The following is a 24,964-nucleotide window of genomic DNA, read 5'->3' on the forward strand; positions in this document are numbered from 1 at the left end:
GCAAGAATCATGATTGTGAAACTCCTCTTTTTTGGCTAAAGCCTGTGCGCACATCGAATGGGGGCAAACATGACTCGATATACGCGCAGATTTTTCTCCGTGCTGGGGATGTCTGCAATGCTGGTGGCGGGGGCCGCGCATGCTGAAGACAAGAAGGTCTCGATCGTCGACGAGCGCAGCGTCATCGTAGATGATCGCGGCGTGACCGTCGAAGTCCCGGCGCAGCCGAAGCGCATTGCCTCGATTTCCTATTTCGCCGATGACGTCGCGCTCGCGCTCGGCATCAAGCCGGTCGCCAGCACCTATATGACGGCAGGCCGCGAGCCGGGCTTCCTGCTCGGCCTGACCGCCGGGATGAAGCAGATCGGCCAGCGCGCCAAGCCCAATCTCGAGCTTCTCTCCGAAGCCAAGCCGGATCTGATCATCGCGATCCGCCGCTATACGGTCGGCAATGCGGCGCAGCTGCAGAACATCGCGCCTTACGTCGCCTATAATATGGAGCTGCTCGAAGAGAGCTACAGCGAGACCGCCGCCCTTTCCAAGCTGCTCGGCAAGCCCGAGCGCGGCGAGCAGCTGAACGCCGATTTCCGCAAGCATCTGGCGGAATTCGCCGCCAAGGCGCCGAAGGACAAGCATCCGCGCTTCCTGATCATGTGGGGCGGCGCGACACCTTTCGCCTTCCACACGGAAAACACCTCGGCCTCGATCGTCGCTGCGATCGGCGGCGACAATGTTCCCGGCCCGAAGACCCCGGGCGGCGAGTTCGGCATCGACCTCAGCCTCGAAACCATGTTGGAGAAGGACCCGGAGGTGATCTTCGTCTACGATTCCGGCCCGGATCGCCCGCATGAAGGCAATCCGATCTGGTCGCAGCTGTCGGCGGTCAAGAACAACCGGGTCTTCTATGTCGGCGACCAGTGGGTCGAGACCAATGGCCCGATCGCCCGCGAAATCGTGCTGCGCGAGGCCGCGCACTACCTCTATCCCGACACGTTCCCGGCCGTCGACGTCAAGGCGGAAGCCGCCAAGCTGATCCCGGCCGAACTGCAGAACTAAGCCGGGGACAAGACCGGCGATGAGCCCCCGGCAATCATTCCTGGCCATCGGGCTCATCGGCATCGCGACAATGTTGGCGGTGTTGCTCGGCTTGCTGATCGGTGCCAAGACGCTGTCGGCCGAGACCGCCATCCGCGTGCTCCTGGCGCCCGATGGCAAGATCGAATCCATTCTCGTCTGGACGCTGCGGCTGCCGCGCAGCCTGACGGCGGCTGCCGGCGGCGCGGGGCTTGCCGTTTCCGGCTATGTGCTGCAGACGCTGACGCGCAATCCGCTGGCCGATCCCGGCATCACCGGCGTCACATCGGGGGCGGTCGCGCCGATCGTCTGCTGTTTCGTCTTCCTGCCCTCGATATCGCCGGCCTATTATCCCTTCATCGGCCTTGCCGGCGGGCTTGCGGCAGCCTCGGTGACATTCTGGGTGTCGCATGGCGGGCAGGGGCGGCCGCTGCAGCTTGCGCTCGGCGGCGTCAGCGTCTCGCTCTTTCTGAGTGCGATCACCACCTATGTGCTGCTTTTGACCGGGCCGCAATCGGCATCGCTGCTCTTCTGGCTTGCCGGCGGCTTCCAGGGGCGCACCTGGTTGCATCTCTTCTACATGCTGCCCTGGACGATCGCCGGCGTCGCCGGCGCCCTGCTGCTGCGGCGCGTCATCGCCATGTTCATGCTGAGCGATCATGCGGCGGCTGGCATGGGCCTGCAGCTCGGCTTCTGGAAGCCGCTCATCCTCGTTCTCGCCGTCCTTCCGGTCGCCGGTGTCGCGCCGGTCGCCGGGCCGGTCGCCTTCGTGGGGCTGGCCGCTCCCCACATCGCCCGGCTGCTCAAGCCGCGCGGCACCGGGTGGGAGATTGGGCTCAGTGCTGCTCTCGGCGCGCTGATCGTCACCGTCGCCGACGTTTTGGCGCGCAGCATCGCCATCCCGCGTGAGCTGCCGGTCGGCATCGTCACCGCGCTGCTTGGCGGCCCCGTCTTTATCTATCTCGTCCAGCGCGGGCGGCTGAGCCTTGCGGGTGAGGCACGATGAGCGCCCCGGCCTCGACATCGGCCGTTTCGCCGGGCTTCGGCATGGCCGCCGCACTGGCCATCCTGACGGTCCTGTCGCTGGCGGCGGCGATCTTTCTCGGCGTTGCCGATATTCCGATGGCCGATGTCGCGGCCGTCTTGACCGGCGGTGGCTCGGCGGAGGCGCGGCTGATCATTCTCGATATCCGGCTGCCGCGCATCGCCACCGGCATTCTGGCCGGCATCCATTTTTCGCTGGCGGGATATCTGCTGCAGACCATCACCCGCAATCCGCTCGCCGATCCGTCGCTGATGGGCGTGTCGCAAGGGGCAACGCTGTCGGTGACGATTTTCCTGCTCTTCACGGTCTATATCTTCGAGCCGGGCTCGAACACGCTTGCCGAGCTGCCGGTCGCATGGCTGCCGGCGGCGGGGCTTGCCGGCGGCCTGATCGCCGGCGGCGTCATCTACCTCCTGGCTTTTCGCCTCGGCCTCAGCGCGCTGCGCATCACGCTCTGCGGCGTGGCGGTCGGGGCGGTGCTGCATGCGGTGGCGATCGGCCTCATCGCCGGTTGGGGATCGGCCCGCATCGAGATCATCCTCGAATGGCTGTCGGGCAGCCTTTACGCCCGCAGCTGGGATCACGCGCTCTTCCTGCTGCCCTTCACCATCGTCGGGCTCGCCATGTTGCCGGTCATCTACCGGCCCTTGACGCTGCTGCAGTTCGATGCATCCGTCGCCCGCTCTTTCGGCCTCGGCTATAAGAGACAGTTCTCGGTCGTGCTGATCGTATCTTCTGCACTTGCGGCGAGTGCGGTCGGCGCGGTCGGCCCTGTCGTCTTCATCGGTCTCGTCGTGCCGCACCTCGCCCGTTTCCTGGCGGGACGGAATTTCATGCTGTCGCTGGTGCTGACGATCGTGCTCGGCGCCGTCATCGTCACGCTCGGCGATCTCATCGGCCGGCTGTTGGGCCAAGCCGAGGAAATCCCGATCGGCGTGGTCACGGCCGTCTTCGGCGTGCCGCTCCTGCTCGCGCTGCTGCGCAAAACCATGTGAGGCCGAAATGCCCTTGTCCTGTTCCGACCTCTCGGTGATGTACGGCCAGCGAAAGGCCCTTAACGGCTTCAGCCTCTCGCTCGAAAAGGGCGAGATCCGCGCGCTGATCGGCCCGAACGGCTCGGGCAAGAGCACGGCGCTGCATGCGCTGGCAGGGCTGATCCGGCCGGCCGGGGGCCGAGCGTCGCTCGGCGGCGTTGCCGTCGCCTCCATGTCGCGCCGCATGCTGGCGAAGAGGCTTGCCTTCCTGCCGCAGCAGCCGACCGCGCCAGATGAAATGACCGTCGCCCAGCTCGTGCGCCAGGGCCGCTATCCGCATGTCGGCCTGTTCCGCTCCTATGACAGTCGCGACGAAGACGCGATCGAATGGGCGCTCGAAAGCACCGGCCTGTCGGGGCTTGCCGACCGCAGCCTTCGGGAACTGTCCGGCGGCGAGCGGCAAAGGGCCTGGATATCGGCGGCTCTCGCCCAGGAAGCGGAGATCCTGCTGCTCGACGAGCCGACCTCCTTCCTCGATATCGGCTATCAGGTCGAGGTGCTCGACCTCGTGCATCGGCTGAGCCGGGAAAAGGGCGTGACCGTCGTCATGGCGATCCACGACATCAACCAGGCTGTCGCCGTCAGCGACCGCATCTCGCTGCTCGAAAAAGGCGAACTCAGATTCGACGGCGCCCCTGGGGAGCTCGCCGAACGCGGGCTGATCCAGGAAATCTTCCGCGTCAGAGGCCGTTTCGTCCAGGTCGCACCCGACAGCCCGCCGCATTTCGATGTCGAGCTGATGCGGCTTCAGCGAGCCGATACGGTCTAATGCCTGTCGCCCGGAAGTGTGCAGCGGTTCCGGGACAACGACATGCGTCAAAACAAAGAGCTAAAGCGCGTCGCATGAATCATATTTGACGCGACGCGCTTTAGCGCTTCACCAGCCTGAAGACGATCTTCGTCTGGGTGTAGTAATTCAGCGCATCGGCAAAATCAGGCGTCCAGCCGTCCGCGACGAAGGGAATGAAGCCGTCATATTCGAGCTTGCGGGCGGAGACGTCGAAGCCCGCCTTTTCGAAGGCGCGGCCGTAATCGGTGATCGACCGGTCCTGGACGACGGTGTTGGTGCGGTTGGCGACGAGCTCGCGCCATTTCGGCCAGAGCGGGTTATCCGTATGGCATCCGGTGACGGCATAATAGACGCCGCCGGATTTCAGCGCCCGCCAGATGTCGGCGGCGTGGGCGTCGATATCGGGAACGAGGTAGATGACCTCATGGCTGACGGCGAGATCGAATTCTTCGCTCCAGCCGTCGAGCCTGCCGCCGACCTGATGCTGGATCGGCAGATTGCCCTTCAGCGTCTCGGCCTTGGCGATCGAGGTTTCGGCGATATCGATGCCGAGCGCCTTGCGGAAGGGGCGGATCGCATAGAGATGGCGCAGCAGGCCGCCCTGATTGCAGCCGAAATCGAGCACGCTCTTGTCGGTCAGGTCGCGCTCGAGGATGAGGTCGATCAGGTGGCGCCAGATGGGCGCATGTCCATCGGCCATCCTGTCTTCGGCGTCGGGATCGATATACCACGTGCCGATGTTTTTCTGCGCGTCCTCAGCCATCCTCTTGCCCCTCGCATCATGCCGATCACGGTGACGGTCTTAGGATGTGGGGTCATGCTTGGCTAGATCAGGAGCCGGTTTTCGAGTGCCTTCCACAGCCTCCGAATATTTTGCAAAGAAAGTTTTGCAAAGATATGTTTGCGATTGTATGCTTGAGGTATGAAACATCCGCACCCTAAACCTGCCGCAGATGCCCGCACCGTCAGCCGGGTCGTGCCCGAACCGACCGCGCTGAAGGCGCTGGCCCATCCTGTCCGGCTGCGCATGCTCGGCATGCTCCGGATCGATGGGCCTGCCACGGCGACGCAGCTGGCCGCGCGGCTCGGCCTGAACAGCGGCGCGACGAGCTACCATCTGCGCCAGCTTGCCCAATACGGCTTCATCGAGGAGGCGCCGCATGCCTCGCGGCGCGACCGCTGGTGGCGCGCCAGCCACGAGCTGACCTCGGTGCCGGCGAGCGAAGCCGAAGGGGAGGCGCTCGATCTCGACATCGCCTTCAACCAGGCCGCACTCTCGCTGCAGGTCGGCCAGATGCAGCAGGCGTTGGAGGAATATGCCGAGCTGCCGGCCGAATGGCGCAAGGCGACGGCCGCCGACGACCTCATCATCCCGATGACGGCGGCGCAGGCCGAGGCGCTGACGAAACGGCTAAGGGATATCATCCTGGACGCAATGCAGGCGGCCCCTCGGCTGGGGGAGGCGGCGTCTCAAGAAGCGGGCATGGTTCCTTTCTATGTCATGCTGCACGCCTTTCCCTATCCGGGCCGCCTTCCGCATCGCGAAGGGGAGGACGCGCCGTGAGGAGGGGCGGGCCCCTCTTGGCGCTCGCCGCCGCCGAGACATTCTCGCTCTCCGGCACGCGGCTTTCGACCATCGCCATTCCCTGGCTGGTGCTGAGCACGACGGGCAGCCCCGTGCTGACGGGGCTGACGGCGATGAGGGAGATGCTGCCCTATGTCGTCGCCAAGGCGCTCGGCGGACCGCTGATCGACCGCGTCGGCGCCAAGCGCATCGCCATCATCTCAGACACCGCTTCGGTGCTCGTTGTCGCTCTGGTGCCGCTTCTCGATCTCTTCGGCCTGCTCGGCATGCCGGTGCTGCTGCCGCTCGTCTTTGCGATGGGCGTGCTGCGTGGCCCTTCCGATGCGGCCAAGCAGGCAATGGTTCCAGATATCGCCACGCTCGCCAATGTGCCGCTCGAAAGGGTGACCGGCGTTGCGAGCGCCATCGAGCGGCTGGCCTCGACGGCGGGGGCGGCCGGCGCCGGCGCGTTGATCGGGCTGATCGGCCCGGGCCAGGCGCTGCTCGTCAATGCCGCCACTTTCGCCGCCGCCGCGCTGATCGTCGCCGTGGGCATACCCGGGACGCGCCGCGCGCCCGCGCCCAAAACTCCACCGGCTGAACGGGCTTCTTATCTCGACGATCTCCGTGAGGGCTGGCGCTTTCTGCGCGGCGATGCCGTGCTCGTCAGCATCGTCGCCATGGTGGCGGTTACCAATCTCTTCGACCAGGCCTATCATGCCGTGCTGCTGCCGGTCTGGACACAAGATGCCGGCCATGGCCCGGAGCTGCTCGGGGCGATGTTTGCCGCCTTCGCCGGCGCCTCGATCGCGGGTGCTGCGATTGCCGCGGCGATCGGCGAGCGCATGCCGCGACTGACGGTCTATACCGTGGCCTTCCTCCTGACCGGCTTCCCGCGCTTTCTCGTTCCCGCGCTGGATGCGCCCATCGGCCTTGTCTTTGCCACGCTCGCCATCGCAGGATTCGCGTCGGGCTTCCTCAACCCGATCCTGTCGGCGGTCATCTTCGAGCGCATCCCCAAGCCGTTGACCGGCCGGGTCACCGCATTGAACACCGCCCTCTGCTTCGCCCTCATCCCCTTCGGCGGCCTCCTCGGCGGCGCGCTGATCAGCACGCTCGGCCTTGCCGCCGCACTGTTCCTGATGGGGGTTGCCTATCTCGCGACCACGCTTGCGCCGCTGGCACTGAAGAGTTTTCGCGGGTTTGACGGGGAGATCGCTGCGCTCACTGATGCCCGAGCTCCTTGGTCATCAGGTCGATGAAGCGGCGCACCCGCGGTTCCAGCAGGCGCTTGTCAGGATAGAGTGTGACGATCTTGGCGTCGTCGGTTTCGAGCTCCGGCAGCACCTGGCGGAGGCGGCCGGCGGCGAGATCGCCGGCGACCAGAAAGTCGGGGAGCAGCGCTATGCCGAGGCCCGCGACGGCGGCGTCGCGGATCGCCTCGTCGCTGTCGAGCCTCAGGCGGCTGCGGCCTTGCGCCTTGACCCAGGCTCCGCCTTCGCCGCGAAAGCGCCAGCCTTGCCGTTGATCGCGGCTGGAAAAGACCAGGCAATCGTGGGCGGCGAGATCGTCAATGTCGCGCGGTTCACCACGGTCGGCGAGATAGGATGGCGAGGCGCAGAGCCGCGGCCTGTCGGTGGCGATCACCCGCGAAACCAGCCGGGTGTCGAATGCCGACGGCATCGTGCCGATCCGGATCGCCAGATCGAAACCTTCTTCGACGATGTCGGTCTTGCGATCGGTGAAGTTCACTTCGACCTGGATGTCGGGCCAGGCCAGAAGATATTTTTCGACGATGGGCAGCACGACGAGCCGCCCGAAGGCATCGGGAACGGTGAACCTGAGAACACCCCGCGGCGCGGCGCTCTGACCCGCCACGCTCGCCTCCGCCTCGTCGACCGAAGCGAGGACTTCTAGACCATGTTGATAGAATACCCGGCCTTCGTCGGTCAGGCTCAGCCTTCTCGTGGTGCGGTTGAGCAGGCGCGTGCCGAGGCGGTCTTCCAGGCGGATGACGGCCTTTCCCGCTGCCGATCGGGACAGGCCCATGGCCTGGCCGCCGGCGATGAAACTTCCGGCATCGACGACGGCCATGAAGATCAGGATATCGTTGAGGTTCGTACGCGGCATGGGGCAACTCGAGCGGTTCGGGCTACGGCCTTAATTCGGTCGTGCTGCGGCCGATTCAAGGTTCGCACCATCAACGTCCGGCGCGGCAGTAAGGTCCCGAGGCTTCGTTCACGCGGCGGTGGGATGGCAGATGCGCTCTCCTGAGCGCCCGCGATTTACGTGGGGACAGGATAAGGAGAGAGGGCGTGCCGTGGGATTACCCCCCTCTGCCCTGCCGGGCATCTCCCCCACAAGGAGGGAGATCGGCTGGCGCGATGGTTTCCCCACACAACTAGCCTCACAGCCCGGCGAAACGGTAGACGGACGCGAAGTTCTGGCCACTTGCCAATCTCCCCCCTTGTGGGGGAGATGCCCGGCAGGGCAGAGGGGGGTGCCACACGGCACACCCTCTCGTCATCACCTGTATGGCCGCGTCCAAGTCCACGCTCGTCCATCAAGTCATCACAGCAGCCGTAACCTCACCGCCAGCCGAGCGCCGGGGCGACGTGGGTCAGGATCGCTTCGATGACATGGGCGTTGTAGGCAACGCCGAGCTGGTTGGGGACGGTGAGCAGCAGCGTGTCGGCTTCGGCGATCGCCTCGTCTTCGGCGAGCTGCTTGATCAGCAGATCGGGCTCGGCGGCGTAGCTGCGGCCGAAGATCGCCCGGGTCTTCTCGTCGATGAAGCCGATCTTGTCGCCTTCGTCGCCGCCATAGCCGAAATAGGCGCGGTCGCGCTCATCGACCAGCGCGAAGATGCTGCGGCTGACCGAGACGCGCGGCTGGCGGGCGTGGCCGGCGGCCTTCCAGGTCTCGCGGTAAGCGCGGATCTGATCTGCCTGCTGGACGTGGAACGGCTCTCCCGTCTCGTCATCCTTCAGCGTCGAGCTCTGCAGGTTCATGCCGAGCTTTGCCGCCCAGACGGCGGTGGCGTTGGAGCTGGCGCCCCACCAGATCCGCTCGCGCAGCCCCTCCGAATGCGGCTCGAGACGCAGGAGACCGGGCGGGTTCGGAAACATCGGCCGCGGGTTCGGCTTGGCGAAACCTTCGCCGCCCAGCACTTCAAGAAAGACCTCCGCGTGGCGCCGCGCCATCTCGGCCTCGTCCTGACCTTGCTGCGGGGCATAGCCGAAATGGCGCCAGCCATCGATCACCTGCTCGGGCGAGCCGCGGCTGATGCCGAGCTGCAGCCGGCCGCCGGCGATCAGATCGGCGGCACCCGCATCCTCGGCCATATAAAGCGGGTTCTCGTAGCGCATGTCGATGACGGCCGTGCCGATCTCGATCCGGCTGGTCTTAGCACCGACGGCGGCCAGCAGGGGGAAGGGCGAGGCCAGCTGCCGGGCGAAGTGGTGTACGCGAAAATAGGCGCCGTCGGCACCGAGCTCTTCAGCGGCGACGGCAAGATCGATCGACTGCAGCAGCGCGTCGCCCGCCGAGCGCGTCTGCGATTGCGGCGAGGGCGTCCAGTGCCCGAACGAAAGGAATCCGATCTTCTTCATGCTGATACCGCACCTTGATCCGTTGTGTCTGGGGTCGACAGGTCATGGCACAGTTTCGGGTTGCATGACAATCGGAACTGGGTGCGCGCATCGGCGCTGCCATATGCCTGTTGCCGAGCCTTCCCTCGGTCTCTCTCCGGTTCATCGTCGGGGCGTCATGCCGGGTGGCGAGCCCTACGGCTCGAAGACATTGACCGACCATAATACTCGAAAGGGCTATCGTATCCACTCATGCCGGCACTATGATTAAACGGGCTCAGCGGAGCAAGCTCCACCATCTTGCGTTCACGCCGGAGGTGCGAACTGTTCCGCCGGCAAACACCCGGTCGCGGGTCAGGCGTGAGACCTGCGACCGGGGCAACGCAGCTTCCTAAAGCGCCGCGGCGAAGGCCATCTTTCCGTTGTTCAGGAAACACGTCTTGTCGAACAGCTTCAGGTCAAGCGGGTTCGGCAGCCTGATGTCGGTGATATCGGGCAGCGACTTTTCAGTCGTCTCGAAGGATCGGTCGATCTGCGCGATGAAGACCATCATCAGGCCGCGTTGGCGCGCGAAAGTCTTCAGCGTTCTGACCTGGGCCGAGAGCTCCGGGTTTTCCCGCTTCTGGTCGAGCAGCTGGAGATAGTCGATGACGACGAGGGTGCCGCGGCGCGTGGAGGCCAGTTTTTCGGTGATGTAGTCGGCGCTGATGGCGTCGGAGCCGTCGAATTCGAACAGGTGATCGAACTGCGTGCGATCGATGCCGATAGCACGAAAGCGGTCTTCGACATTCTCTCGCGTATACTCCAGCGAAAAGAATATGCCGGGATGGCCCGTCTTCATCGCCTCGACCGCGAGCTGGAGACCCATCAGGGTTTTGCCGTGGCCGGGCCGGGCACCGAGGAGCAGGAGGTCGCCGGGCTGCAAACGTGCAAACAGCTCGCCGGCGGGCGTAGTGTCGGATGCCTTTGCCGCCAGCAGGCTCCAGCGGCCATAGCCTTCGTCCTTGGCTATGCGGTCGAGCGCCTGATGCAGCGGTATGTCCTCGGCGCGCGACAACGCCTTGGCCTTACGCTTGAGGTGATAGATGGGCTGAGTGGTCTTCATGGATAAACCTCCTATTTGCGAGCGTCGTCCGCAATCCCTCCTTATGCCAGTGCTCGAACAGTCGGTTCGGTGTCAGGTAGCCCTGCATGACGTCTGCTTTCCCGATGGAGGGGGGAGGCGTGGGCTGCGCCGGAATCAGATCATAGCGCAGGTCCATTCGGCCGAAAATTGCCTGCGCCGCCTCGGAGCAAAAAATGCGTAACAAGCGGAAGCGGAGGGAATTACGGGAATCGGTTTCTGCTGGCGTCGATAAGCTGCCGAGAATCAATAAAACGCCGATTTGAACGGAGCGATCGCCGCCCCCATGGCCGAGGCGTCGGTTGCGATTTCAGAAATGATCAGCTTCGGGCGGGGGCGAGCGACGCCGTAGCGGGGGCGGTCGAAGATCTCGGTGCGGTCGATCAGCATCTGCGCCAGCGCCGGCGGGATCTGGCCGCCGAAGACGATTCCCTGCGGATCGAAGATCGCCCAGATCGCGTTGATGAGCCGGCTGTAGGCCGGCGTCACCTCGTCCACCCATTCCGCAACACCCGGCCATTTCGCATCGAAATGCTTGCGCATGTAGGTGATCGAAGGAATGTCGAGACCGTTGCGGTTGAGATTTTCGATCAGGTATTGCAGGGCCGGCCGGCGCTTGTTTTCCTCCGCGTCGTACATGCCGGAGAATTCGCCGGCATTGCCGACACCGCTATGCAGCAGTTCGCCATTGCTGACGAGGCCGCCGCCAAAGCCGTAATTGAAGCTGAGATAGGCGAAGTGCCTGATGTAGCGCCCGGCGCCGAACATGGATTCGGCGACCGTGCCCGCCTTGCCGCCATTATGGACCCAGACGGGCCTCTTGAAGAAGTCCGTCAGCAGCGGCCCGAGTTCGATCAGCGACCATTCGTGCAGCGGCAGCGGTGCGTTGAAGCGGGTGCCGCTGACGTGGAAGCCGGCAATGGCAAAGCCGATGCCGAAGAAAGCTTCGTCGGAGAGGTCGTTTTCCCGCTGATGCTCGATCAGCTGCTCGCGCACGAGATCGAGCGATTGCGCCATCGAGCGCTCGCGCAGCGTGATGCTGCTTTCGGCGAGCACTTTGCCCGACAGATCCATCAGGCAGATGCCGATGACATCGGTATTGACCGAGATGCCGCAGGAGTATGCGGCGCGGCCTTCGAGGCGCAGCGTCGGGCTCGGCTGGCCGCGGCCGGCGCCGGGTTTCGGCGAGCCGAAGGAGACGATGCCACGCTCCTCCAGCTGGTCGATGATCCGGTAGACCGATTGCTGGGTGAGGTCGGTGTGGCCAGTGATTTCGGAGCGGGAGAGGCCGGGATTGCGCCAGATCAGCCGCAGGAGATCGCGTTCGTTGGGAGAAACGACCTCACCGCCTTCGCGCAGGAAGTGCGGGGCGATCAGCTGCTCCGGGAAATAGGTCATATCCAACACCTCGGTCGTCGATAATTACCTTATGCGTGTAGTAATCAGGTCCGTCACCAGCGGTACATCCGTGCTTGCAGCCTATAGCAATAGCCTGCTGTCGCGGCAAGCTAGCATCCGTCACCAAATTGTTACACACTATGTGTAGTAATCCGCCATCACCAAAGGCGGGCTGTGAGCCGGCCGATCAAACAGGCGAGGGCAAGATGAAGATTTCCATTCTGGCGGCTGCGGCCGCGCTGACGGCGGGCGCATGTTCTGCGCAGGCCGCCAATATCGAATTCTGGTACGGCAATACCGGCGTCGTCGAAAAGGCGATCCAGGATCAGTGCGCCGCTTTCAATGCAGCGCAGTCCGAGCATCACATCACCTGCGTCGGACAGGGCAGCTATGAGGTGTCGATGCAGAAGGCGATCGCCGCCTTCCGCGCCAAGAACCATCCCGTCCTCATCCAGTTCTTCGACGCCGGCACGCTCGACCTGATGCTGTCGGACGCCGTCGTGCCGGTCCAGGAGGAGCTGCCTGACGTCAAATGGGACAATTACATCACCGGCGCTCGCGCTTATTACGAAACCTCGGGCGGCAAGCTCTTCGCCCAGCCCTACAATGCCTCCACGCTGCTCTTCTACACCAACAAGACCGAGCTTCAGAAAGCCGGCGTCACCGAGACGCCCAAGACCTGGGAAGAGATCATCGAGGCCGCACGCAAGCTGAAGGCTTCCGGCCATGCCTGCCCCTTCACCACCGATGGCGATACGTGGCGCGTGCTCGAACAATTCTCGGCCCGCCACGGCCTGCCGATCGCTTCCGAGCACAACGGCTATGACGGCCTCGATGCCGAATATGTCTTCAACACCACCTTCGCCGCCAAGCACCTGCAGAACCTTGTCGATTGGCGCAAGGAAGGCCTCGTCAGGCTGGCGAGCGATACCAAGGCCGGCAATTTCACCGCCGCCTTCAATGCCGGCGAATGCGCGATGATGGAGAATTCCTCCGGCTCCTATACGGCCTCCGCCAAAGCGTTCGACGGCAAATACGAGCTCACCGTCGGCATGGCGCCGATGTACGAGGGCCATGAGCGCCACAACACGTTTGTCGGCGGGGCTTCGATCTATATCATGAAGGGGCACGGCAAGGCGGAGATCAAAGGCGCGAAGGCCTTCCTCGATTTCGTGCGCGATCCCAAGCAGCAGATGGCCTTCACGTCAGCCACCGGCTACGTGCCCGTCACCAACGACGTGATGGAGGCGATCGCCAAGAGCGGCGAGGGCCAATCGCCGAAATATGCGACCGCCGCCGTCGGCATCGGTTCGATGAACGAGCCGCGCACGCCTGACACGCGCGGCATCCGCCTCGGCTTCTACGTCCAATTCCGACAGATCTTCATGGAGGAGACCCAGAAGGCGTTTGCCGGGGAGAAGACCATGCAGGCAGCACTCGACAGCGCCAAGAAGCGCGGCGACGAACTGCTGCGCCGCTTCGAGCAGACCTACAAGGGCGTGAAGCTGCCCTGACCGGACACTCCTCCGTAAGGGACGCGCGGAGCCGCGCGCGCCCCTTACGGTTCTTTCCATGCAGGGCTCCTCCCATGACGTCGGAATCTTCGCTTTTCAGCCATCGCTGGCTGCCGCTTCTTCTGGTGGCGCCGTTCATGCTGCTGATCGTCTTGTTCTTCTATGCGCCGATCTTCCAAGCCTTTTACTGGTCGTTCTTTCTCGAGCGCCCCTTCGGCGGCGGCTCGATGTTCGTCGGCTGGGACAATTTCGCCCGTGTGCTCTCCGATCCGGAATTCTGGGAGGCCGGCTGGCGCACCATCGTCTTCATGGTCACCGGCTCCTCGCTGGCGGTGCTGATCCCGCTGATCCTGGCGGTCGCGGCCGACCGCAAGATCCGCCTCTCGCTGCCGGCTCGCAACGTGCTCGTCTGGCCGAAGGGCGTGGCGGGCGCCTCGATCGGCGTCGTCTTCGCCTTCCTTTTCAATCCTTTCGTCGGCGTGCTTGCGCCGCTCAACTCCATCTTTCCCGGCATCTGGGCACCTGGCATCGATGGCACGGACGCCTTCATCACGCTGATAGCAGCCCATGTCTGGGGCGGCATTCCGTTCAATTTCGTCATACTGCTCGCCGGGCTGCAATCGATCCCGCGCACCATGCACCAGGCGGCCGCCATGGATGGGGCAGGGCCGTGGCGGCGCATCCTCGACGTTCAGCTGCCGCTGATCGCGCCGCAGCTCTTCCTGACGCTGGTGCTGGAATTCACCGAAAGCGTCACCTCCGCCTTCGCCCTGATCGACACAATCACCAAGGGCGGGCCGGGCGGCTCGACGACGCTGCTCGTCTACAAGATCTATACCGACGGCTTTTCCGGCTACGACCTGTCCGGCGCCTCGACACAGACGGCGATCCTGATGGTCTTCATCGTCCTTCTCACCGCCGCCCAGTTCCTCTTCCTCGGCCGGCGCATCAATTACGAGCGGTGACCCATGATCGAAAACGCGCGTTCCCTCAACATCGCCGCCAGCCTCGTCCTCGTCGTCGGCATCCTCTATATTCTTGGGCCGCTCTACCTGACGCTCGCCACCGCCTCGCAATCCTATGAATATATGCTGCGCAACGGGCTGGCATGGATCCCTGGCGACCAGCTGTTCTCCAACATGGCGCGGGTTTTTTCCAAAACCCACATCCCGATCCAGATGCTGAACAGCCTGGCGGTCGCCCTCGGCGATGCGATCGCCACCTGCGTGCTGTCGTTTCTGTCGGCCTATGCCATCGTCTATTTCCGTGTCCGCTGGGCGGGCGTGGCTTTTGCGCTGATCCTCGCGACCATCATGCTGCCGATCGAAATTCGCGTCATCACCACCTATCAGGTGGCGTCGAACGTGTTTTCGCCGGTGAATGCCTTGCTCGACATGACCGGACTGAACGGGCTGATCGCCGATTATTTCGGCGCGCCCGTCAAGCTCGAGTGGAGCCTGCTGAACACGCATTTCGGCCTCATCGCGCCGCTTGTCGCCCACGGCACCGGCACCTTCCTGTTCCGCCAGTTCTTCCTCACCCTGCCGAGAGATCTGTTCAAGGCGGCGCGCATGGATGGGGCGGGGCCGATCCGTTTCCTGTTCGACATCCTGCTGCCGCTGTCGCGCACCAGCTTCGCCGCGCTCTTCGTGCTGACCTTCCTCAGCGGCTGGACGCAATATCTCTGGCCGCTCGTCGCCGCCTCGACATCGGACATGCAGACGGCCGTCGTCGGGCTGGCGCGGCTCGTTCCCGATGCCGATGGGACGGTGCCCGATTTCCCGATGATCATGGCCGCCACCATCGTCGTCTCAATCATCCCGCTGGCGATGATCGCGCTTCTGCAGCGCTATCTCGTCCAGGGCCTCGTTCTCACGGAGAAATAGCCATGAACGCGATCGACATGGCGATCCGCGCCGCTGCCGCCAACATCAAGCTGACAGGCGTCACCAAGGCCTATGATGCCCAGACCGTTGTCATCCCGCCGCTCGATGTCGAGCTCAGGGCCGGCGAATTCACCGTCGTTCTCGGCCCGTCCGGCTGCGGCAAGTCCACGCTCCTGCAGATGATCGCGGGGTTGGAGCGGGTGAGCGCCGGGCAGATCGCGATCGGCGGGCGCCAGGTGCAGGATCTGGAACCGAAACACCGCGGCTGCGCCATGGTGTTCCAGAACTATGCCCTCTATCCGCATATGAGCGTCTTCGACAACATCGCCTACAGCCTAAAGATTTCGGGCATGGCGAAGGCCGAGCGTATCGAGCGGGTCGGGGCGGTGGCGAAGATGCTCGGGCTTTCCGACTATCTCGCCCGCAAGCCGGCGCAATTGTCGGGCGGCCAGCGCCAGCGCGTCGCGATCGGCCGGGCCATCGTGCGCGAACCCGGGGTGCTGCTCTTCGACGAGCCGCTGTCCAACCTCGATGCGCAGCTGCGCCACGACATGCGCGTCGAGCTTGCCGAGCTCCACCGGCGCATCGGCGCCACCACCGTCTTCGTCACCCATGACCAGGTGGAGGCGATGACGCTTGCCGACCGCATCCTCATCCTCAACAAGGGTCGGATCGAGCAGTTCGACACGCCGAAGGCGATCTATCATCACCCGGCTTCCGTCTTCGTGGCGAAATTCATCGGCGCGCCGCCGATGAACATTCTGCCCGTCACCGGCGACGGCGCGGTGCTGAGACTCGCCGACGGACAGGCGGCCGTGCAATCGAAGCTCACCGGCGCCTATCAGCTCGGCATCCGGCCCGAGGATATCCTTTTCGGCGGCAGGGCGGACAGCCACGGGCTCACATCCGCCTTGCGTTTCCGCGAGGACCTCGGCTCACACGCGGTGCTCGCCGCCGAGCTTGCCGGCTCGACCGTCAGGATCGCCACACCCTTCGGGGCCGAGGTCGCCGACCACGCCCAGCTCTCTCTCCATTTCCCGGCCTCCCGCCTGCATCTCTTCGATGCGGCGAGCGGCAGGGCCATACCAGGCGCATTCGGCGCAAATTGAAGGAACGTCCATGAAATACATCGACCACATTGCCGACCCGTCGCGTCCCTGCGCCATCGTCGCCCATCGCGGCGCCTGGCATCATGCTCCCGAAAACAGCCTTGCGGCGATCGAGGCCGCCATTGCCGGCGGCTATGACATCGTCGAGGTGGATATCCGCCAGAGCGCCGACGGCATGCTGTTCATCCTGCATGACGATACGCTGGAGCGCATGGCCGGCATCGACCGCATTCCCGAGGAGATGACGATCGCCGAAATCACCAGCCTCAGGCTGCGCATGGCCGATGGCGGGCCGGACCAGCCGTTCACGACCGAGACCATTCCGACGCTGGAACAGGTGCTCGAAACCGCGCGCGGCCGCATCTTCGTCGATCTCGACCTCAAGGACCGCGAGATGTTCGGCATCGTCGCCGCCAAGGTCAAGGAAATGGGTATGGAAGACCAGGTCGATCTCAAGGCTGCCGCCGGCACGCCGGAGGCGCTCGCCTGGCTTTCCGCGCAAGGCGGCATCGACGGCATTCCCTTCATGGGCCAAGCTTTCTTCCGCGAGGGAAGCGCCGATCAGACGGCCGAGGCGATCCTTTCGATCAGGCCGTTCATGTGCGAGGCCAAGTTCGACCGGTTGGAGACGCTGGCCGGGCAGCACCCGCGCCTGCGCGAGGCCGGCATCTCGCTCTGGGTCAACTCGCTCGATCCGGTCTCCTGCTGCGGCCTGACCGACAGCGCGGCCCTTGCCGATCCCGAGGCGATCTGGGGCCGGATGATGGCATCCGGCATCAGCGTCATCCAGACCGATCAGCCGGCGGCGCTGAAGGCCTATATCGAGGCGCGCCAGAAGTGAGGGAGATTTCCGATGCGCTGTTCTCCGCGCTGATGGAGGATATGCGTGCGGCGGCGGGGGCGGAAATCCTGCCCCGCTTCCTCGGCGTCGCCGCCGAGGGCATCCGCACCAAAACCGCGCCCGATGATCTGGTGACCGATGCCGATCTCGGCGCCGAACGGTGGCTTGGCGAGGCGTTTTCGGCGCGGTTTCGAGAAGCGCTGCTCGTCGGCGAAGAGGCAGTCTCGGCTGATCCCGCGCTGTTGGCGCGGCTTGCCGATGCCGATCTCGCCGTCCTCATCGATCCTGTCGACGGTACCTGGAATTTCGCCCATGGGGTGCCGCTCTTCGGCATGATCGTGGCGATCGTCTCCGGCGGAGAGACCGTGGCCGGGCTGATCCATTACCCCGTCACCGGCGATTTCCTCGCCGCGCGGAAGGGCCTGGGCGCATGGCACATCGCTCGCGACGGCGCGCGAACCCGCCTTGCCGTCGCGCCGCCGTCGCCCGTCGGGGAAATGCACGGCTTCGTGCCGCTGTACATGTTTCCCGCCGAAGACCAGCCGGCCTACGCCCGACACCTGCTGCGCTTTGCCCGCACGACCACCTGGCGCTGCTCGGCCTATGAGTACCGGGCGGTGGCGACAGGGGCGATGAGCTTCTCCCTCAACGCCGAACTCAAACCCTGGGACCACGCCGCCGGCGTCCTGATCCACCGCGAAGCCGGCGGATATGGCGCGCTGCTGACCGGCGAAGCCTATCGGCCGGCGATGACGAAGGGCAGGTTGCTGCTGGCGCCGGATGCGGAGAGCTGGGAGGCGATCCGCAGGGTTTTGGCGGAGGGGTGAGCGGTCGGCGAGGGACACATGCGAGAGAGCCTTGTCCTGGCGGGTTACACCCTGTGGGTTGCTCGCACCTCAGGATAGGGTCATTGGAAAAACCGGCTCTCCGCGGTGCCTCGCGCGCGCCAATCATTCGCGCCATCCCGTCCGCCGACGCAATATTTGGACGAAAGCGCTGCCTCACCCTCCCTCATCCCTGTGCTCGTCACAGGGATCCAGCGCGCCCAAGTCCTTGGGCGCGAGAGACTCTTTGAAAGGTAAGTAAGTCATTCACGGCGCGGACGCGCCGCGGCTGGATTCCTGTGACACCCCTCGGGTCGAAGCCCGAGGACGGGAATGAGGAAGGAGAGGTGGGCGGACACAGCAATGACGGAGGAGAGGTTGGCGGCCACGGGCAATGCAAAAACGCGATTGAAAGCCGGGCAGGACACTGTCATGACGTCTGCGTCTATCCCGCAAAGGAGATCGAGCTTTGGGCGTTGAAATAGTGCGAGTTCCAAGCGATTGGCAACATCCGGTCGATGAGGACGGTGAATATGAGGTGGGAGCTCACCCTCAGCCGTTGTACGAGATGGAGGATCTCAGCAAAACCGCATTCCAGCTCTACGAAAATGTCAGCGAAGGCTCGCCGGTAAGTCCGGTCTTTGCCACACGCGATGCGCTCGCAGAGTGGCTTGCCCAGAACGGCTGGGCCGCAGAAGCTATCGATTTTCTCCTCGTGAACGGGCACGCACCGTCTGGGGTCACCCGCCTGTAAGCAGGCTGCCCATCGATCCTCCAAGCCGCCGCGCCATATCGCGACGCTGTTCATCACTGCTGTCCCATGCCTCGCCGGCCGGCCATGAGCCGCAGCCAGGGCGTCAGGTGAAAGCCGCTCATCAGCAGATACATCGGCACCATTCCGCCGATCGGGAAGGTCTCGGGCGCGGTCATGCAGATCATGTCGGTACTGCCGGTCGCGGCCGTCAGTAATGCCATGATTGCGAAGGTCGGCGCGGCAGCGAGCGACAGCCATTCGGCGGCGGGCAAGCTCCGGGCGGAATCGCCCGGTCTGCCGGCCGCTCCGTCGGCGGCGGCCGATACAGACAGCCATTCGGCTGTATTGAAGGCAGCTCCGCCGCCTTGGGCGGCGTGTTCGCTGCCGCTTTTCGAGCTGTCGCCGGAGAGCAGCATCACCGTCACTCCTTGCCGTAGCGGTCGTGGTGGCGCCACCAGATGCCGGTTTCGTTGCGACCCTTCGGGGCGCGGTCGAGCCATTGGTACACGCCCCAGAGGCCATCCAATCCGCGCGCATAGCTGGAATAGCTATGGTAGACGGCGCCGTCGATGAGCTCGAAGGCGCTGACGCCCGGCCGGTCGCGAACATAGGTGGGTACATCGGTACCGGTCATGGCGGCGATTTGCGTGATCGGCTCGTCGCTGCCGCCTTGTTGCCATTCCTCAATGTTCCGGCTGGGCATCGGTTCGGGGGCGGGCGGTTCGCGGCGGTAATTATATTCCACGCCGCCCAGCCGCTGCTGCTCGTCACTGAACCAGACGCCGAAATCGCTGTTGAAATCGCTGCCGCCGGAGGAGGCCCAGGGGAAGCGCCAGTCCATGCGCTGCCGGAACGCCAGAAGCTTTGCAAGCGGCGCGCGCGAAACGGCCCAGAAGGCGACGTCGTGATTTTCGAGGTGGACGAAGAAGCCGTTGAAACCGTCGGCGATCGAGGAGCAGGAGGGGCAGCCGGCGCTGTAATCCGGTCCGAACATGAAGTGGTAGACGAGAAGTTGCGAGCGCTCGCCGAAGAGATCCTTCAGCGAGGCATCGCCGCTTTCGGTGTCGAAGCGATATTCCTTGTCGATCCTGACGCGGGGCAATTGCTGGCGCTTCAGGGCCAGCGCGTCGCTGTGGCGGGTCAGTTCCTTCTCCTCCTCGAGCAGATCGAGCCTTGCTGCCAGCCACTGCTCGCGTGTTGCATTCAGCTGTGCCGTCATGGGTCTTCTCCTTTGCCTGTCTGTCGTCGTACCATCCGGCGCGGATTGTCTGCCGGTGCCGAGTAGATTACGGCCGGACAGGGGAATGGCGGGAGTGACAAGTGTGACGGGATTTGAATGGACTCGCTGATCACGGCCGCGGCGCTGGCGCTGGCATCGGGCGATGCACTCGGCGCACTGAAGCGGGTGGCGCTACGCGACGACGCGCCGGCGCTGGCATTGCGCGGCATCGCCATGGCGCAGCTCGGCGATCTCGTCCGCGCCAAGGCGCTCTTGAAGAATGCGGCGCGCGCCTTCGGTCCGCGGGAGGCTGTGGCGCGGGCGCGCTGTGTGGTCGCCGAGGCCGAGATCGCGCTTGTCTCGCGCGATCTGACCTGGCCGGTCAAGGCGCTGGACGCGGCGCGCAAGGTGCTGGAAGCGCATGGCGACAGGGTCAACGCCGCCCATGCGGGCAATGTCGCCATTCGCAGGCTGGTGCTGATCGGCCGCCTCGACGAAGCCGAACGCGCGCTCGCAGCGCTCGATCCGACGCCGCTGCCGCCGGCTTTGCGGGCCGCCCACGAGCTGCTGGTATCAGGCATTGCCGTCCGGCGTCTGCGAACCGAGGCGGCACGATCTGCCTTCGACCGGGCGAGGCTTGCCGCGCGCACGGCCGATATCCCCGCTTTGAGGCGGGAGGTCGAAGCCGCCGCGCTGGTGCTCGCCACCCCGACGGCACGGCTGGTGTCGCGCGGGCAGGAGCGTCCGCTGCGGCTTGCGGAGGTGGAAGCCCTGCTTTCCTCCCGCACGCTCGTCGTCGATGCCTGCCGTCATGTGGTGTGGAGCGCGGGCAATGCCGTTTCGCTGGCGACGCGGCCGGTGCTGTTTGCGCTCGCCCGTACGCTCGCCGAAGCCTGGCCGGCGGATGTGGCAAGGGGTACGCTCATCGCACGCGCCTTTCGTGGCAAACATGCCGATGAATCACATCGCGCCCGGCTGCGCGTCGAGATTGGCCGGCTGCGCGCAGCACTTGCCGGACTGGCGGAGGTCTCGGCGACGAAGCGCGGTTTTGCGATTTCGCCACGCGCCGCCGGCGATATCGCCGTGCTGGCGCCGCTCGTCGAAGGTCAGCATGGGGCCGTGCTCGCATTCCTGGCCGATGGTGAGGCGTGGTCGAGCTCGGCCCTGGCGATCGCGCTTGCGGCCAGCCCCCGCACCGTGCAGCGTGCGCTGGATGCCCTTGCCGGCGAAGGCAAGGTGCAGTCGCTCGGGCGCGGTCGTGCACGGCGCTGGATGAGCCCGCCGCTGCCGGGTTTCCCGACGATCTTGTTACTCCCCGGACCGCTGCCGAGCGATTAGGATGAGCCGAACTGGAGGGAAGGAAGCGATGAAAAAATCAGCTGCGAATATCCTGCGTGAATACGGGCCGTTTCCCGGCGCCGAGCGCGTCAACGGCGTCACCTTCGACGGTAGGCACGTCTGGTTCGCCTCCGGCGACAGGCTGAACGCACTCGATCCGGAAAGCGGCGAGGTGGTGCGCTCGATCGAGGTCGCCTCTCATGCCGGAACGGCTTTCGACGGCGAATTCCTCTATCAGATCGCCGAGGATGTCATCCACAAGATCGATCCGAAGACCGGCCGCATCCTTTCCACCATCCCCGCACCCGGCAATGGCGGCGATTCCGGCCTTGCCTGGGCCGAGGGCACGCTCTGGGTGGGCCAGCATCGCGGCCGCAGGATCCACCAGATCGATCCAGAGACCGGCAAGATCCTGCGCACCATCGAGTCCAACCGCGTCGTGACAGGCGTCACCTGGATCGACGGCCAGCTCTGGCATGGCACCTGGGAGGGCGACGACAGCGACGTCAGGCGCATCGATCCGGAAACCGGGGAAGTGCTGGAGCGGCTTGATATGCCGGAAGGCACCGGCGTCTCCGGCCTCGAATCCGACGGCGCCGACCGCTTCTTCTGCGGCGGAGGCGGCAGCGGTAAAATCCGGGCGGTGCGCCGGCCGGGGTGAGGTGGAAGCGCGACCGGGGTGAGCACAAGTGCCACCGGGGGCGGTACCGCCCCCTCCAACACCTCTTGTCGAGAGCGCGGCACTCACCAACGCCCCTCATGCTGAGGTGCGCAGCCCGTAGGGCGGAGCCTCGAAGCACGCCGCAACGGTGCTTCTTGCATTATTCTGACGTCGGCACGCCCGCCTCGTCCTTCGAGGCCCCTGCGGGGCACCTCAGGATGAGGCTCTCTTGGCCGCTCCTTGCATTCTCCGGTGCTGGTGCGCCTGCCGTTTTATGCCGACTGATCCTCATCGAACAAAAGCGCCATGCCGATCGCGTCGATGAACCGGCCGTCGATGCGTGCAGCGCGCCGGATTATGCCCTCGCGCACGAAGCCCAAATTTTCGTAAAGAGCGATCGCCCGGCTGTTGTCTTCGTAAACATCGAGTTCGACTCTGGCGAAACCGGTCTTCTGTGCGGCTCTTAATGTCGTCTCCATCAGCCTTCGTCCCAGACCCTGGCCCCGATAGGCGGGAAGGATTCCCATTCCGAGGTTTCCGCGGTGGGCGTGCGATGGGAAGAAATGCCGGCTGATATCACACCAGCCGACGACCTCTAGACCCGTGACGGCAACGAATTGCGGATTGCCTTTTGCAATCATGCCCATCACGAACTCACGTGTCTGCGGCAGCGGCGTTGCTTCGATCATCGACAGGTATTTTTTCTCCCGCGCGACGATGTCGAGCGTGCGATGAAAGCTGTCGATATGGGCGGCAGCGATCGCTTCGATTCTGACGCCCGACATATCAGGTGACGCTCCTGCGTCCATGTTCTTCTCCTTGGATTGCGCCGGAAGGTGCCAATCTGCGGCTGAGCCGGAGCGCAAGCAAGGGCAATCTTCCGTGGTCAGGCTGAAGCTTGGTAACGAGCGCAATTCATCGTCCGTCAACTTTTGCGTGTCAACTTCCAGGGAAGGGGCGCCATCAAAAGGTTGCGGGTATTGAAGGTCCGGCTCACATCGCACATTACGCTCGTCCTGGTGACGCTCACCTGCGCGGCGGCCGTGTTGCTGTGTGGATTTGCGTGGCTCGCCGCGGTGAAGGTCGATGATCTCTATTTGCGCCGGCAGGCCGACTTCGTCACCCAAGGGTTGGAAGAGCAGATCAATGCGCTTCCCCGGGAACAGGAAAGCGTCACCAAATGGGACGACGCCTTCCTTTATGCCAAGCAGCGGAACCATGAATGGCTGCTTGACAATGTCGGCCGCTGGACGAGCCAATATTTCGGGCACGACAGAACTTATATCTTCGACGATACCAATCGCCTGATGTTTGCCTTCCGCGATGGAACGGACACAATGCCGCCGCGCCTCGGCAGCGACGACGGCCAGGAGATGGCGGCGCTGGCGGGCGAGATGCGCGCTGCTCTCCTCGAGAGCACAAAGCCGGGCGCCGAACCGCTTGGCCAACTCGCCAGGGTCCGCACGATCATGATCGGCAACCGGCCGGCGATAATAAGCGCGCGCCCCATTCTGCCGAGCTCGACAAGGATGCAAATCGAGGCCGGCCAGGAGTTCATCGCCGTCTCGGTCAAGTTTCTCGACGGAAAGGCGGTCGAAAGTATCGCCCATTATGCGCGGCTCGAAGGATTGCATTTTACCGCATCGAAGAGTGATGCACGGGCGCAGGTGCCTGTATCGTCGCATGACGGCGGCACGATCGGCTATCTCGTCTGGCAGCCGATCCGGCCGGGCTTCATGCTGCTTCAGCAGATCGCGCCGGCGGGGCTCGGCTGCCTTGCCCTGCTGATCGCCGCGGTGTTCTGGCTCGGACGAGGACTGCATCGCACCTCGCTGACCCTGCTGGACAGTCAGGCTGAGCTCACCCACCATCGCAACCACCTGGAAGAGATGGTGGCGGATCGAACCGCAGAAATCGAAAGACAGAGGGAAGAGCTGGACCGCCTGCTGGTACACGAGCGCCAGGTGAATGCGCTCCAGCGCCAGTTCGTCGCCATGGCCTCGCACGAATTTCGAACCCCGCTTGCGATCATCGACGCCGCCGCCCAGCGGCTCTGCCGCTCGACGACCAATGTCAGCGGCGAGTACGTTCACGAAAAAGCCGGAGTGATCCGAAGCGCGGTGGTGCGCATGGTCGATCTGATGGAGAGCATCCTTGCCAGTGGCCGGCTCGAAACCGGACAGATCATATTGAAGCGGAGCGAAGGCGATCTGAAAGCCCTGCTCGTCGCCTGCTGCGACAGGCAGCGTGAGCTCAGCCGCTCGCATGTCTTCCATCTCGATCTCGAGCCGATACCTGATCGATTGACCTTCGATCGAAGCGCGATGGAACAGGTCTTCACGAACCTGATTTCCAATGCCGTCAAATATTCGCCCAATGCGCCTGACATTCATGTTCGCGCCGGGGTTGATGAAAAGACGGTGGAAATCGCCATCGCCGATAGCGGCATCGGCATGGATGCCGACGACCTGCCGAAACTGTTTCAACCCTATTACCGGGCCCGCAGCGCCACGGGCATTGCCGGAACCGGCATCGGCCTGAATGTCGTCAAGCAGGTTGTCGAGCTGCATGGCGGCAGCGTCGAGGTGACGAGCGAGCTTGGCACGGGCACAACATTTACCATTTCTCTGCCAATAGAGTCTCTATTGTCGGATCAACAAGTCGCAGCTTGAGGAAGAGCTCATGGTTACAGTCCTGTGCATAGAAGACGAAGTCGAGATCCGGAATCTCCTCGTCGAAGAGTTGAGCGAAGCCGGCTACAAGACGCTCGAGGCCTCGAACGGCGCCGAAGGCCTGGAAATGATCCTGTCGAAATGGCCGGACATCGTCATCAGCGATATTTCCATGCCTGTCATGGACGGGCACCAGCTTCTGGCGGAAATCCAGATCAACCACCCCGAGCTCTCCAACATCCCCTTCATCCTGCTGACGGCGCTGACCGACCGGGAAAACACGCTCGCCGGCCTGCGCGCCGGGGCGGCGGACTACCTGACCAAGCCGCTCGATTTCGATCTGCTGCTCGCCAAGCTCGAAGGCTGCGTGACGCGGCTGGAGAACGACAAGGCGGTCAATCGGTCGTTTTGAGGTGTGGCGTTGAACGGGGTGAGGATGAAGGGCGTGCCGTGCCGCCCCCTCATCCGACCCTGCGGGCCACCTTCTCCCCGGTGGGGAGAAGAGGGGAGCGTGCGGGCACTTTCGTG

General features: G+C 64.3%; 25 protein-coding genes. 17 read left to right on the forward strand and 8 right to left on the reverse strand.

From position 1 onward, the window contains the following. Nucleotides 1–69 precede the first annotated feature (69 nt). The 4 genes from CO655_RS28010 to CO655_RS28025 are packed head-to-tail and all read left to right on the forward strand — an operon-like array spanning nt 70 to nt 3,922. Nucleotides 70–1,056, forward strand: coding sequence for an ABC transporter substrate-binding protein (locus CO655_RS28010; protein ID WP_097667503.1), 987 nt, complete (start codon nt 70–72; stop codon nt 1,054–1,056). 19 nt (nt 1,057–1,075) lie between these two features. Then, a complete protein-coding gene (locus CO655_RS28015) occupies nt 1,076–2,080 on the forward strand; it encodes an iron ABC transporter permease (RefSeq protein WP_097608398.1) in 1,005 nt (334 codons plus the stop codon). 41 nt (nt 2,081–2,121) lie between these two features. Beyond that, nucleotides 2,122–3,114: an iron ABC transporter permease gene (locus CO655_RS28020; RefSeq protein ID WP_097667525.1), complete on the forward strand. Its 993-nt coding sequence runs from the start codon at nt 2,122–2,124 to the stop codon at nt 3,112–3,114. A gap of 7 nt (nt 3,115–3,121) precedes the next feature. Next, nucleotides 3,122–3,922: an ABC transporter ATP-binding protein gene (locus CO655_RS28025; RefSeq protein ID WP_097667504.1), complete on the forward strand. Its 801-nt coding sequence runs from the start codon at nt 3,122–3,124 to the stop codon at nt 3,920–3,922. Between the two features lie 100 nt (nt 3,923–4,022). On the opposite strand, the gene CO655_RS28030 is transcribed toward CO655_RS28025, so the two are convergent. Next, complete coding sequence (locus tag CO655_RS28030; protein ID WP_097608400.1) at nt 4,023–4,706, reverse strand: class I SAM-dependent methyltransferase; 684 nt, start codon at nt 4,704–4,706, stop codon at nt 4,023–4,025. A gap of 159 nt (nt 4,707–4,865) precedes the next feature. Here CO655_RS28030 and CO655_RS28035 point away from each other — a divergent pair, with 159 nt between their 5' ends. Both CO655_RS28035 and CO655_RS28040 read left to right on the forward strand, forming a co-directional pair. Then, the gene (locus CO655_RS28035) at nt 4,866–5,507 is read left to right on the forward strand and encodes a helix-turn-helix domain-containing protein (RefSeq protein WP_097608401.1); all 642 of its coding nucleotides are present in this window, start codon (nt 4,866–4,868) and stop codon (nt 5,505–5,507) included. Beyond that, nucleotides 5,504–6,769 carry an MFS transporter gene (locus tag CO655_RS28040; protein ID WP_097667505.1) on the forward strand — a complete coding sequence of 422 codons (1,266 nt, stop codon included), beginning with the start codon at nt 5,504–5,506 and terminating at the stop codon, nt 6,767–6,769. The genes CO655_RS28035 and CO655_RS28040 overlap by 4 nt, the downstream gene beginning before the upstream one ends. Here CO655_RS28040 and CO655_RS28045 read toward each other — a convergent pair. The 4 genes from CO655_RS28045 to CO655_RS28065 form a co-directional block, all read right to left on the reverse strand. Beyond that, nucleotides 6,732–7,637, reverse strand: coding sequence for a LysR family transcriptional regulator (locus CO655_RS28045; RefSeq protein WP_097667506.1), 906 nt, complete (start codon nt 7,635–7,637; stop codon nt 6,732–6,734). The two genes, CO655_RS28040 and CO655_RS28045, sit on opposite strands and share 38 nt — an antisense overlap. Nucleotides 7,638–8,095: 458 nt before the next feature. Further along, nucleotides 8,096–9,118, reverse strand: coding sequence for an LLM class flavin-dependent oxidoreductase (locus tag CO655_RS28055; protein ID WP_097667507.1), 1,023 nt, complete (start codon nt 9,116–9,118; stop codon nt 8,096–8,098). A 370-nt stretch (nt 9,119–9,488) separates the two neighbouring features. Beyond that, nucleotides 9,489–10,202, reverse strand: coding sequence for a DNA helicase (locus CO655_RS28060; protein ID WP_097667508.1), 714 nt, complete (start codon nt 10,200–10,202; stop codon nt 9,489–9,491). 264 nt (nt 10,203–10,466) lie between these two features. Then, nucleotides 10,467–11,618 carry an ROK family transcriptional regulator gene (locus tag CO655_RS28065; RefSeq protein WP_097667509.1) on the reverse strand — a complete coding sequence of 384 codons (1,152 nt, stop codon included), beginning with the start codon at nt 11,616–11,618 and terminating at the stop codon, nt 10,467–10,469. A 206-nt stretch (nt 11,619–11,824) separates the two neighbouring features. Here CO655_RS28065 and CO655_RS28070 point away from each other — a divergent pair, with 206 nt between their 5' ends. The 7 genes from CO655_RS28070 to CO655_RS33620 all read left to right on the forward strand — a co-directional run bounded on the left by CO655_RS28070 (nt 11,825) and on the right by CO655_RS33620 (nt 18,546). Then, nucleotides 11,825–13,132 (forward strand): extracellular solute-binding protein, encoded by a 1,308-nt coding sequence (locus CO655_RS28070; protein WP_010031722.1) that lies wholly within the window; start codon nt 11,825–11,827, stop codon nt 13,130–13,132. A gap of 74 nt (nt 13,133–13,206) precedes the next feature. Continuing rightward, nucleotides 13,207–14,097 (forward strand): sugar ABC transporter permease, encoded by an 891-nt coding sequence (locus CO655_RS28075; protein WP_010031725.1) that lies wholly within the window; start codon nt 13,207–13,209, stop codon nt 14,095–14,097. Nucleotides 14,098–14,100: 3 nt separating this feature from the next. Beyond that, complete coding sequence (locus tag CO655_RS28080; RefSeq protein ID WP_097608408.1) at nt 14,101–15,018, forward strand: ABC transporter permease subunit; 918 nt, start codon at nt 14,101–14,103, stop codon at nt 15,016–15,018. Nucleotides 15,019–15,020: 2 nt separating this feature from the next. Further along, nucleotides 15,021–16,127 (forward strand): sn-glycerol-3-phosphate ABC transporter ATP-binding protein UgpC, encoded by a 1,107-nt coding sequence (gene ugpC / locus CO655_RS28085; RefSeq protein ID WP_097608409.1) that lies wholly within the window; start codon nt 15,021–15,023, stop codon nt 16,125–16,127. A 10-nt stretch (nt 16,128–16,137) separates the two neighbouring features. After that, nucleotides 16,138–16,968 carry a glycerophosphodiester phosphodiesterase family protein gene (locus tag CO655_RS28090; protein ID WP_097667510.1) on the forward strand — a complete coding sequence of 277 codons (831 nt, stop codon included), beginning with the start codon at nt 16,138–16,140 and terminating at the stop codon, nt 16,966–16,968. Beyond that, the gene (locus CO655_RS28095) at nt 16,965–17,795 is read left to right on the forward strand and encodes an inositol monophosphatase (RefSeq protein WP_097667511.1); all 831 of its coding nucleotides are present in this window, start codon (nt 16,965–16,967) and stop codon (nt 17,793–17,795) included. The genes CO655_RS28090 and CO655_RS28095 overlap by 4 nt, the downstream gene beginning before the upstream one ends. 466 nt (nt 17,796–18,261) lie before the next feature. Beyond that, nucleotides 18,262–18,546: a hypothetical protein gene (locus CO655_RS33620; protein ID WP_141514370.1), complete on the forward strand. Its 285-nt coding sequence runs from the start codon at nt 18,262–18,264 to the stop codon at nt 18,544–18,546. Nucleotides 18,547–18,599: 53 nt separating this feature from the next. Here the strand turns inward: CO655_RS33620 and CO655_RS28105 are convergent, their stop codons facing one another. Continuing rightward, the gene (locus tag CO655_RS28105) at nt 18,600–18,962 is read right to left on the reverse strand and encodes a hypothetical protein (protein WP_097667526.1); all 363 of its coding nucleotides are present in this window, start codon (nt 18,960–18,962) and stop codon (nt 18,600–18,602) included. A 5-nt stretch (nt 18,963–18,967) separates the two neighbouring features. Further along, nucleotides 18,968–19,765: a DUF899 family protein gene (locus tag CO655_RS28110; protein ID WP_097667513.1), complete on the reverse strand. Its 798-nt coding sequence runs from the start codon at nt 19,763–19,765 to the stop codon at nt 18,968–18,970. Nucleotides 19,766–19,882: 117 nt separating this feature from the next. On the opposite strand from CO655_RS28110, the gene CO655_RS28115 reads away from it, so the two are divergent. Both CO655_RS28115 and CO655_RS28120 read left to right on the forward strand, forming a co-directional pair. Then, a complete protein-coding gene (locus CO655_RS28115) occupies nt 19,883–21,103 on the forward strand; it encodes a helix-turn-helix domain-containing protein (RefSeq protein WP_097667514.1) in 1,221 nt (406 codons plus the stop codon). A 28-nt stretch (nt 21,104–21,131) separates the two neighbouring features. Further along, a complete protein-coding gene (locus CO655_RS28120) occupies nt 21,132–21,764 on the forward strand; it encodes a PQQ-binding-like beta-propeller repeat protein (protein WP_097578944.1) in 633 nt (210 codons plus the stop codon). A gap of 272 nt (nt 21,765–22,036) precedes the next feature. On the opposite strand, the gene CO655_RS28125 is transcribed toward CO655_RS28120, so the two are convergent. Beyond that, nucleotides 22,037–22,573, reverse strand: coding sequence for a GNAT family N-acetyltransferase (locus tag CO655_RS28125; protein ID WP_097667515.1), 537 nt, complete (start codon nt 22,571–22,573; stop codon nt 22,037–22,039). A gap of 123 nt (nt 22,574–22,696) precedes the next feature. Here CO655_RS28125 and CO655_RS28130 point away from each other — a divergent pair, with 123 nt between their 5' ends. After that, a complete protein-coding gene (locus CO655_RS28130; protein WP_097667516.1) occupies nt 22,697–24,436 on the forward strand; it encodes an ATP-binding protein in 1,740 nt (579 codons plus the stop codon). Between the two features lie 10 nt (nt 24,437–24,446). Then, complete coding sequence (locus CO655_RS28135) at nt 24,447–24,848, forward strand: response regulator (RefSeq protein WP_064682565.1); 402 nt, start codon at nt 24,447–24,449, stop codon at nt 24,846–24,848. Nucleotides 24,849–24,964 lie beyond the last annotated feature (116 nt).

This window comes from Rhizobium sp. M1 (assembly GCF_002531805.1).
Taxonomy (GTDB): Bacteria; Pseudomonadota; Alphaproteobacteria; order Rhizobiales; family Rhizobiaceae; genus Rhizobium; species Rhizobium etli_C.

What these genes read in the sequence shown, in the direction of transcription:
- CO655_RS28010 (WP_097667503.1), top strand. Translation starts at nt 70, where the DNA reads ATGACTCGATATACGCGCAGATTTTTCTCCGTGCTGGGGATGTCTGCA.
- CO655_RS28015 (WP_097608398.1), top strand. Translation starts at nt 1,076, where the DNA reads ATGAGCCCCCGGCAATCATTCCTGGCCATCGGGCTCATCGGCATCGCG.
- CO655_RS28020 (WP_097667525.1), top strand. Translation starts at nt 2,122, where the DNA reads ATGGCCGCCGCACTGGCCATCCTGACGGTCCTGTCGCTGGCGGCGGCG.
- CO655_RS28025 (WP_097667504.1), top strand. Translation starts at nt 3,122, where the DNA reads ATGCCCTTGTCCTGTTCCGACCTCTCGGTGATGTACGGCCAGCGAAAG.
- CO655_RS28030 (WP_097608400.1), bottom strand. Translation starts at nt 4,706, where the DNA reads ATGGCTGAGGACGCGCAGAAAAACATCGGCACGTGGTATATCGATCCC.
- CO655_RS28035 (WP_097608401.1), top strand. Translation starts at nt 4,866, where the DNA reads ATGAAACATCCGCACCCTAAACCTGCCGCAGATGCCCGCACCGTCAGC.
- CO655_RS28045 (WP_097667506.1), bottom strand. Translation starts at nt 7,637, where the DNA reads ATGCCGCGTACGAACCTCAACGATATCCTGATCTTCATGGCCGTCGTC.
- CO655_RS28055 (WP_097667507.1), bottom strand. Translation starts at nt 9,118, where the DNA reads ATGAAGAAGATCGGATTCCTTTCGTTCGGGCACTGGACGCCCTCGCCG.
- CO655_RS28060 (WP_097667508.1), bottom strand. Translation starts at nt 10,202, where the DNA reads ATGAAGACCACTCAGCCCATCTATCACCTCAAGCGTAAGGCCAAGGCG.
- CO655_RS28065 (WP_097667509.1), bottom strand. Translation starts at nt 11,618, where the DNA reads ATGACCTATTTCCCGGAGCAGCTGATCGCCCCGCACTTCCTGCGCGAA.
- CO655_RS28070 (WP_010031722.1), top strand. Translation starts at nt 11,825, where the DNA reads ATGAAGATTTCCATTCTGGCGGCTGCGGCCGCGCTGACGGCGGGCGCA.
- CO655_RS28075 (WP_010031725.1), top strand. Translation starts at nt 13,207, where the DNA reads ATGACGTCGGAATCTTCGCTTTTCAGCCATCGCTGGCTGCCGCTTCTT.
- CO655_RS28080 (WP_097608408.1), top strand. Translation starts at nt 14,101, where the DNA reads ATGATCGAAAACGCGCGTTCCCTCAACATCGCCGCCAGCCTCGTCCTC.
- ugpC (WP_097608409.1), top strand. Translation starts at nt 15,021, where the DNA reads ATGAACGCGATCGACATGGCGATCCGCGCCGCTGCCGCCAACATCAAG.
- CO655_RS28090 (WP_097667510.1), top strand. Translation starts at nt 16,138, where the DNA reads ATGAAATACATCGACCACATTGCCGACCCGTCGCGTCCCTGCGCCATC.
- CO655_RS28105 (WP_097667526.1), bottom strand. Translation starts at nt 18,962, where the DNA reads ATGCTGCTCTCCGGCGACAGCTCGAAAAGCGGCAGCGAACACGCCGCC.
- CO655_RS28110 (WP_097667513.1), bottom strand. Translation starts at nt 19,765, where the DNA reads ATGACGGCACAGCTGAATGCAACACGCGAGCAGTGGCTGGCAGCAAGG.
- CO655_RS28115 (WP_097667514.1), top strand. Translation starts at nt 19,883, where the DNA reads ATGGACTCGCTGATCACGGCCGCGGCGCTGGCGCTGGCATCGGGCGAT.
- CO655_RS28120 (WP_097578944.1), top strand. Translation starts at nt 21,132, where the DNA reads ATGAAAAAATCAGCTGCGAATATCCTGCGTGAATACGGGCCGTTTCCC.
- CO655_RS28125 (WP_097667515.1), bottom strand. Translation starts at nt 22,573, where the DNA reads ATGGACGCAGGAGCGTCACCTGATATGTCGGGCGTCAGAATCGAAGCG.
- CO655_RS28135 (WP_064682565.1), top strand. Translation starts at nt 24,447, where the DNA reads ATGGTTACAGTCCTGTGCATAGAAGACGAAGTCGAGATCCGGAATCTC.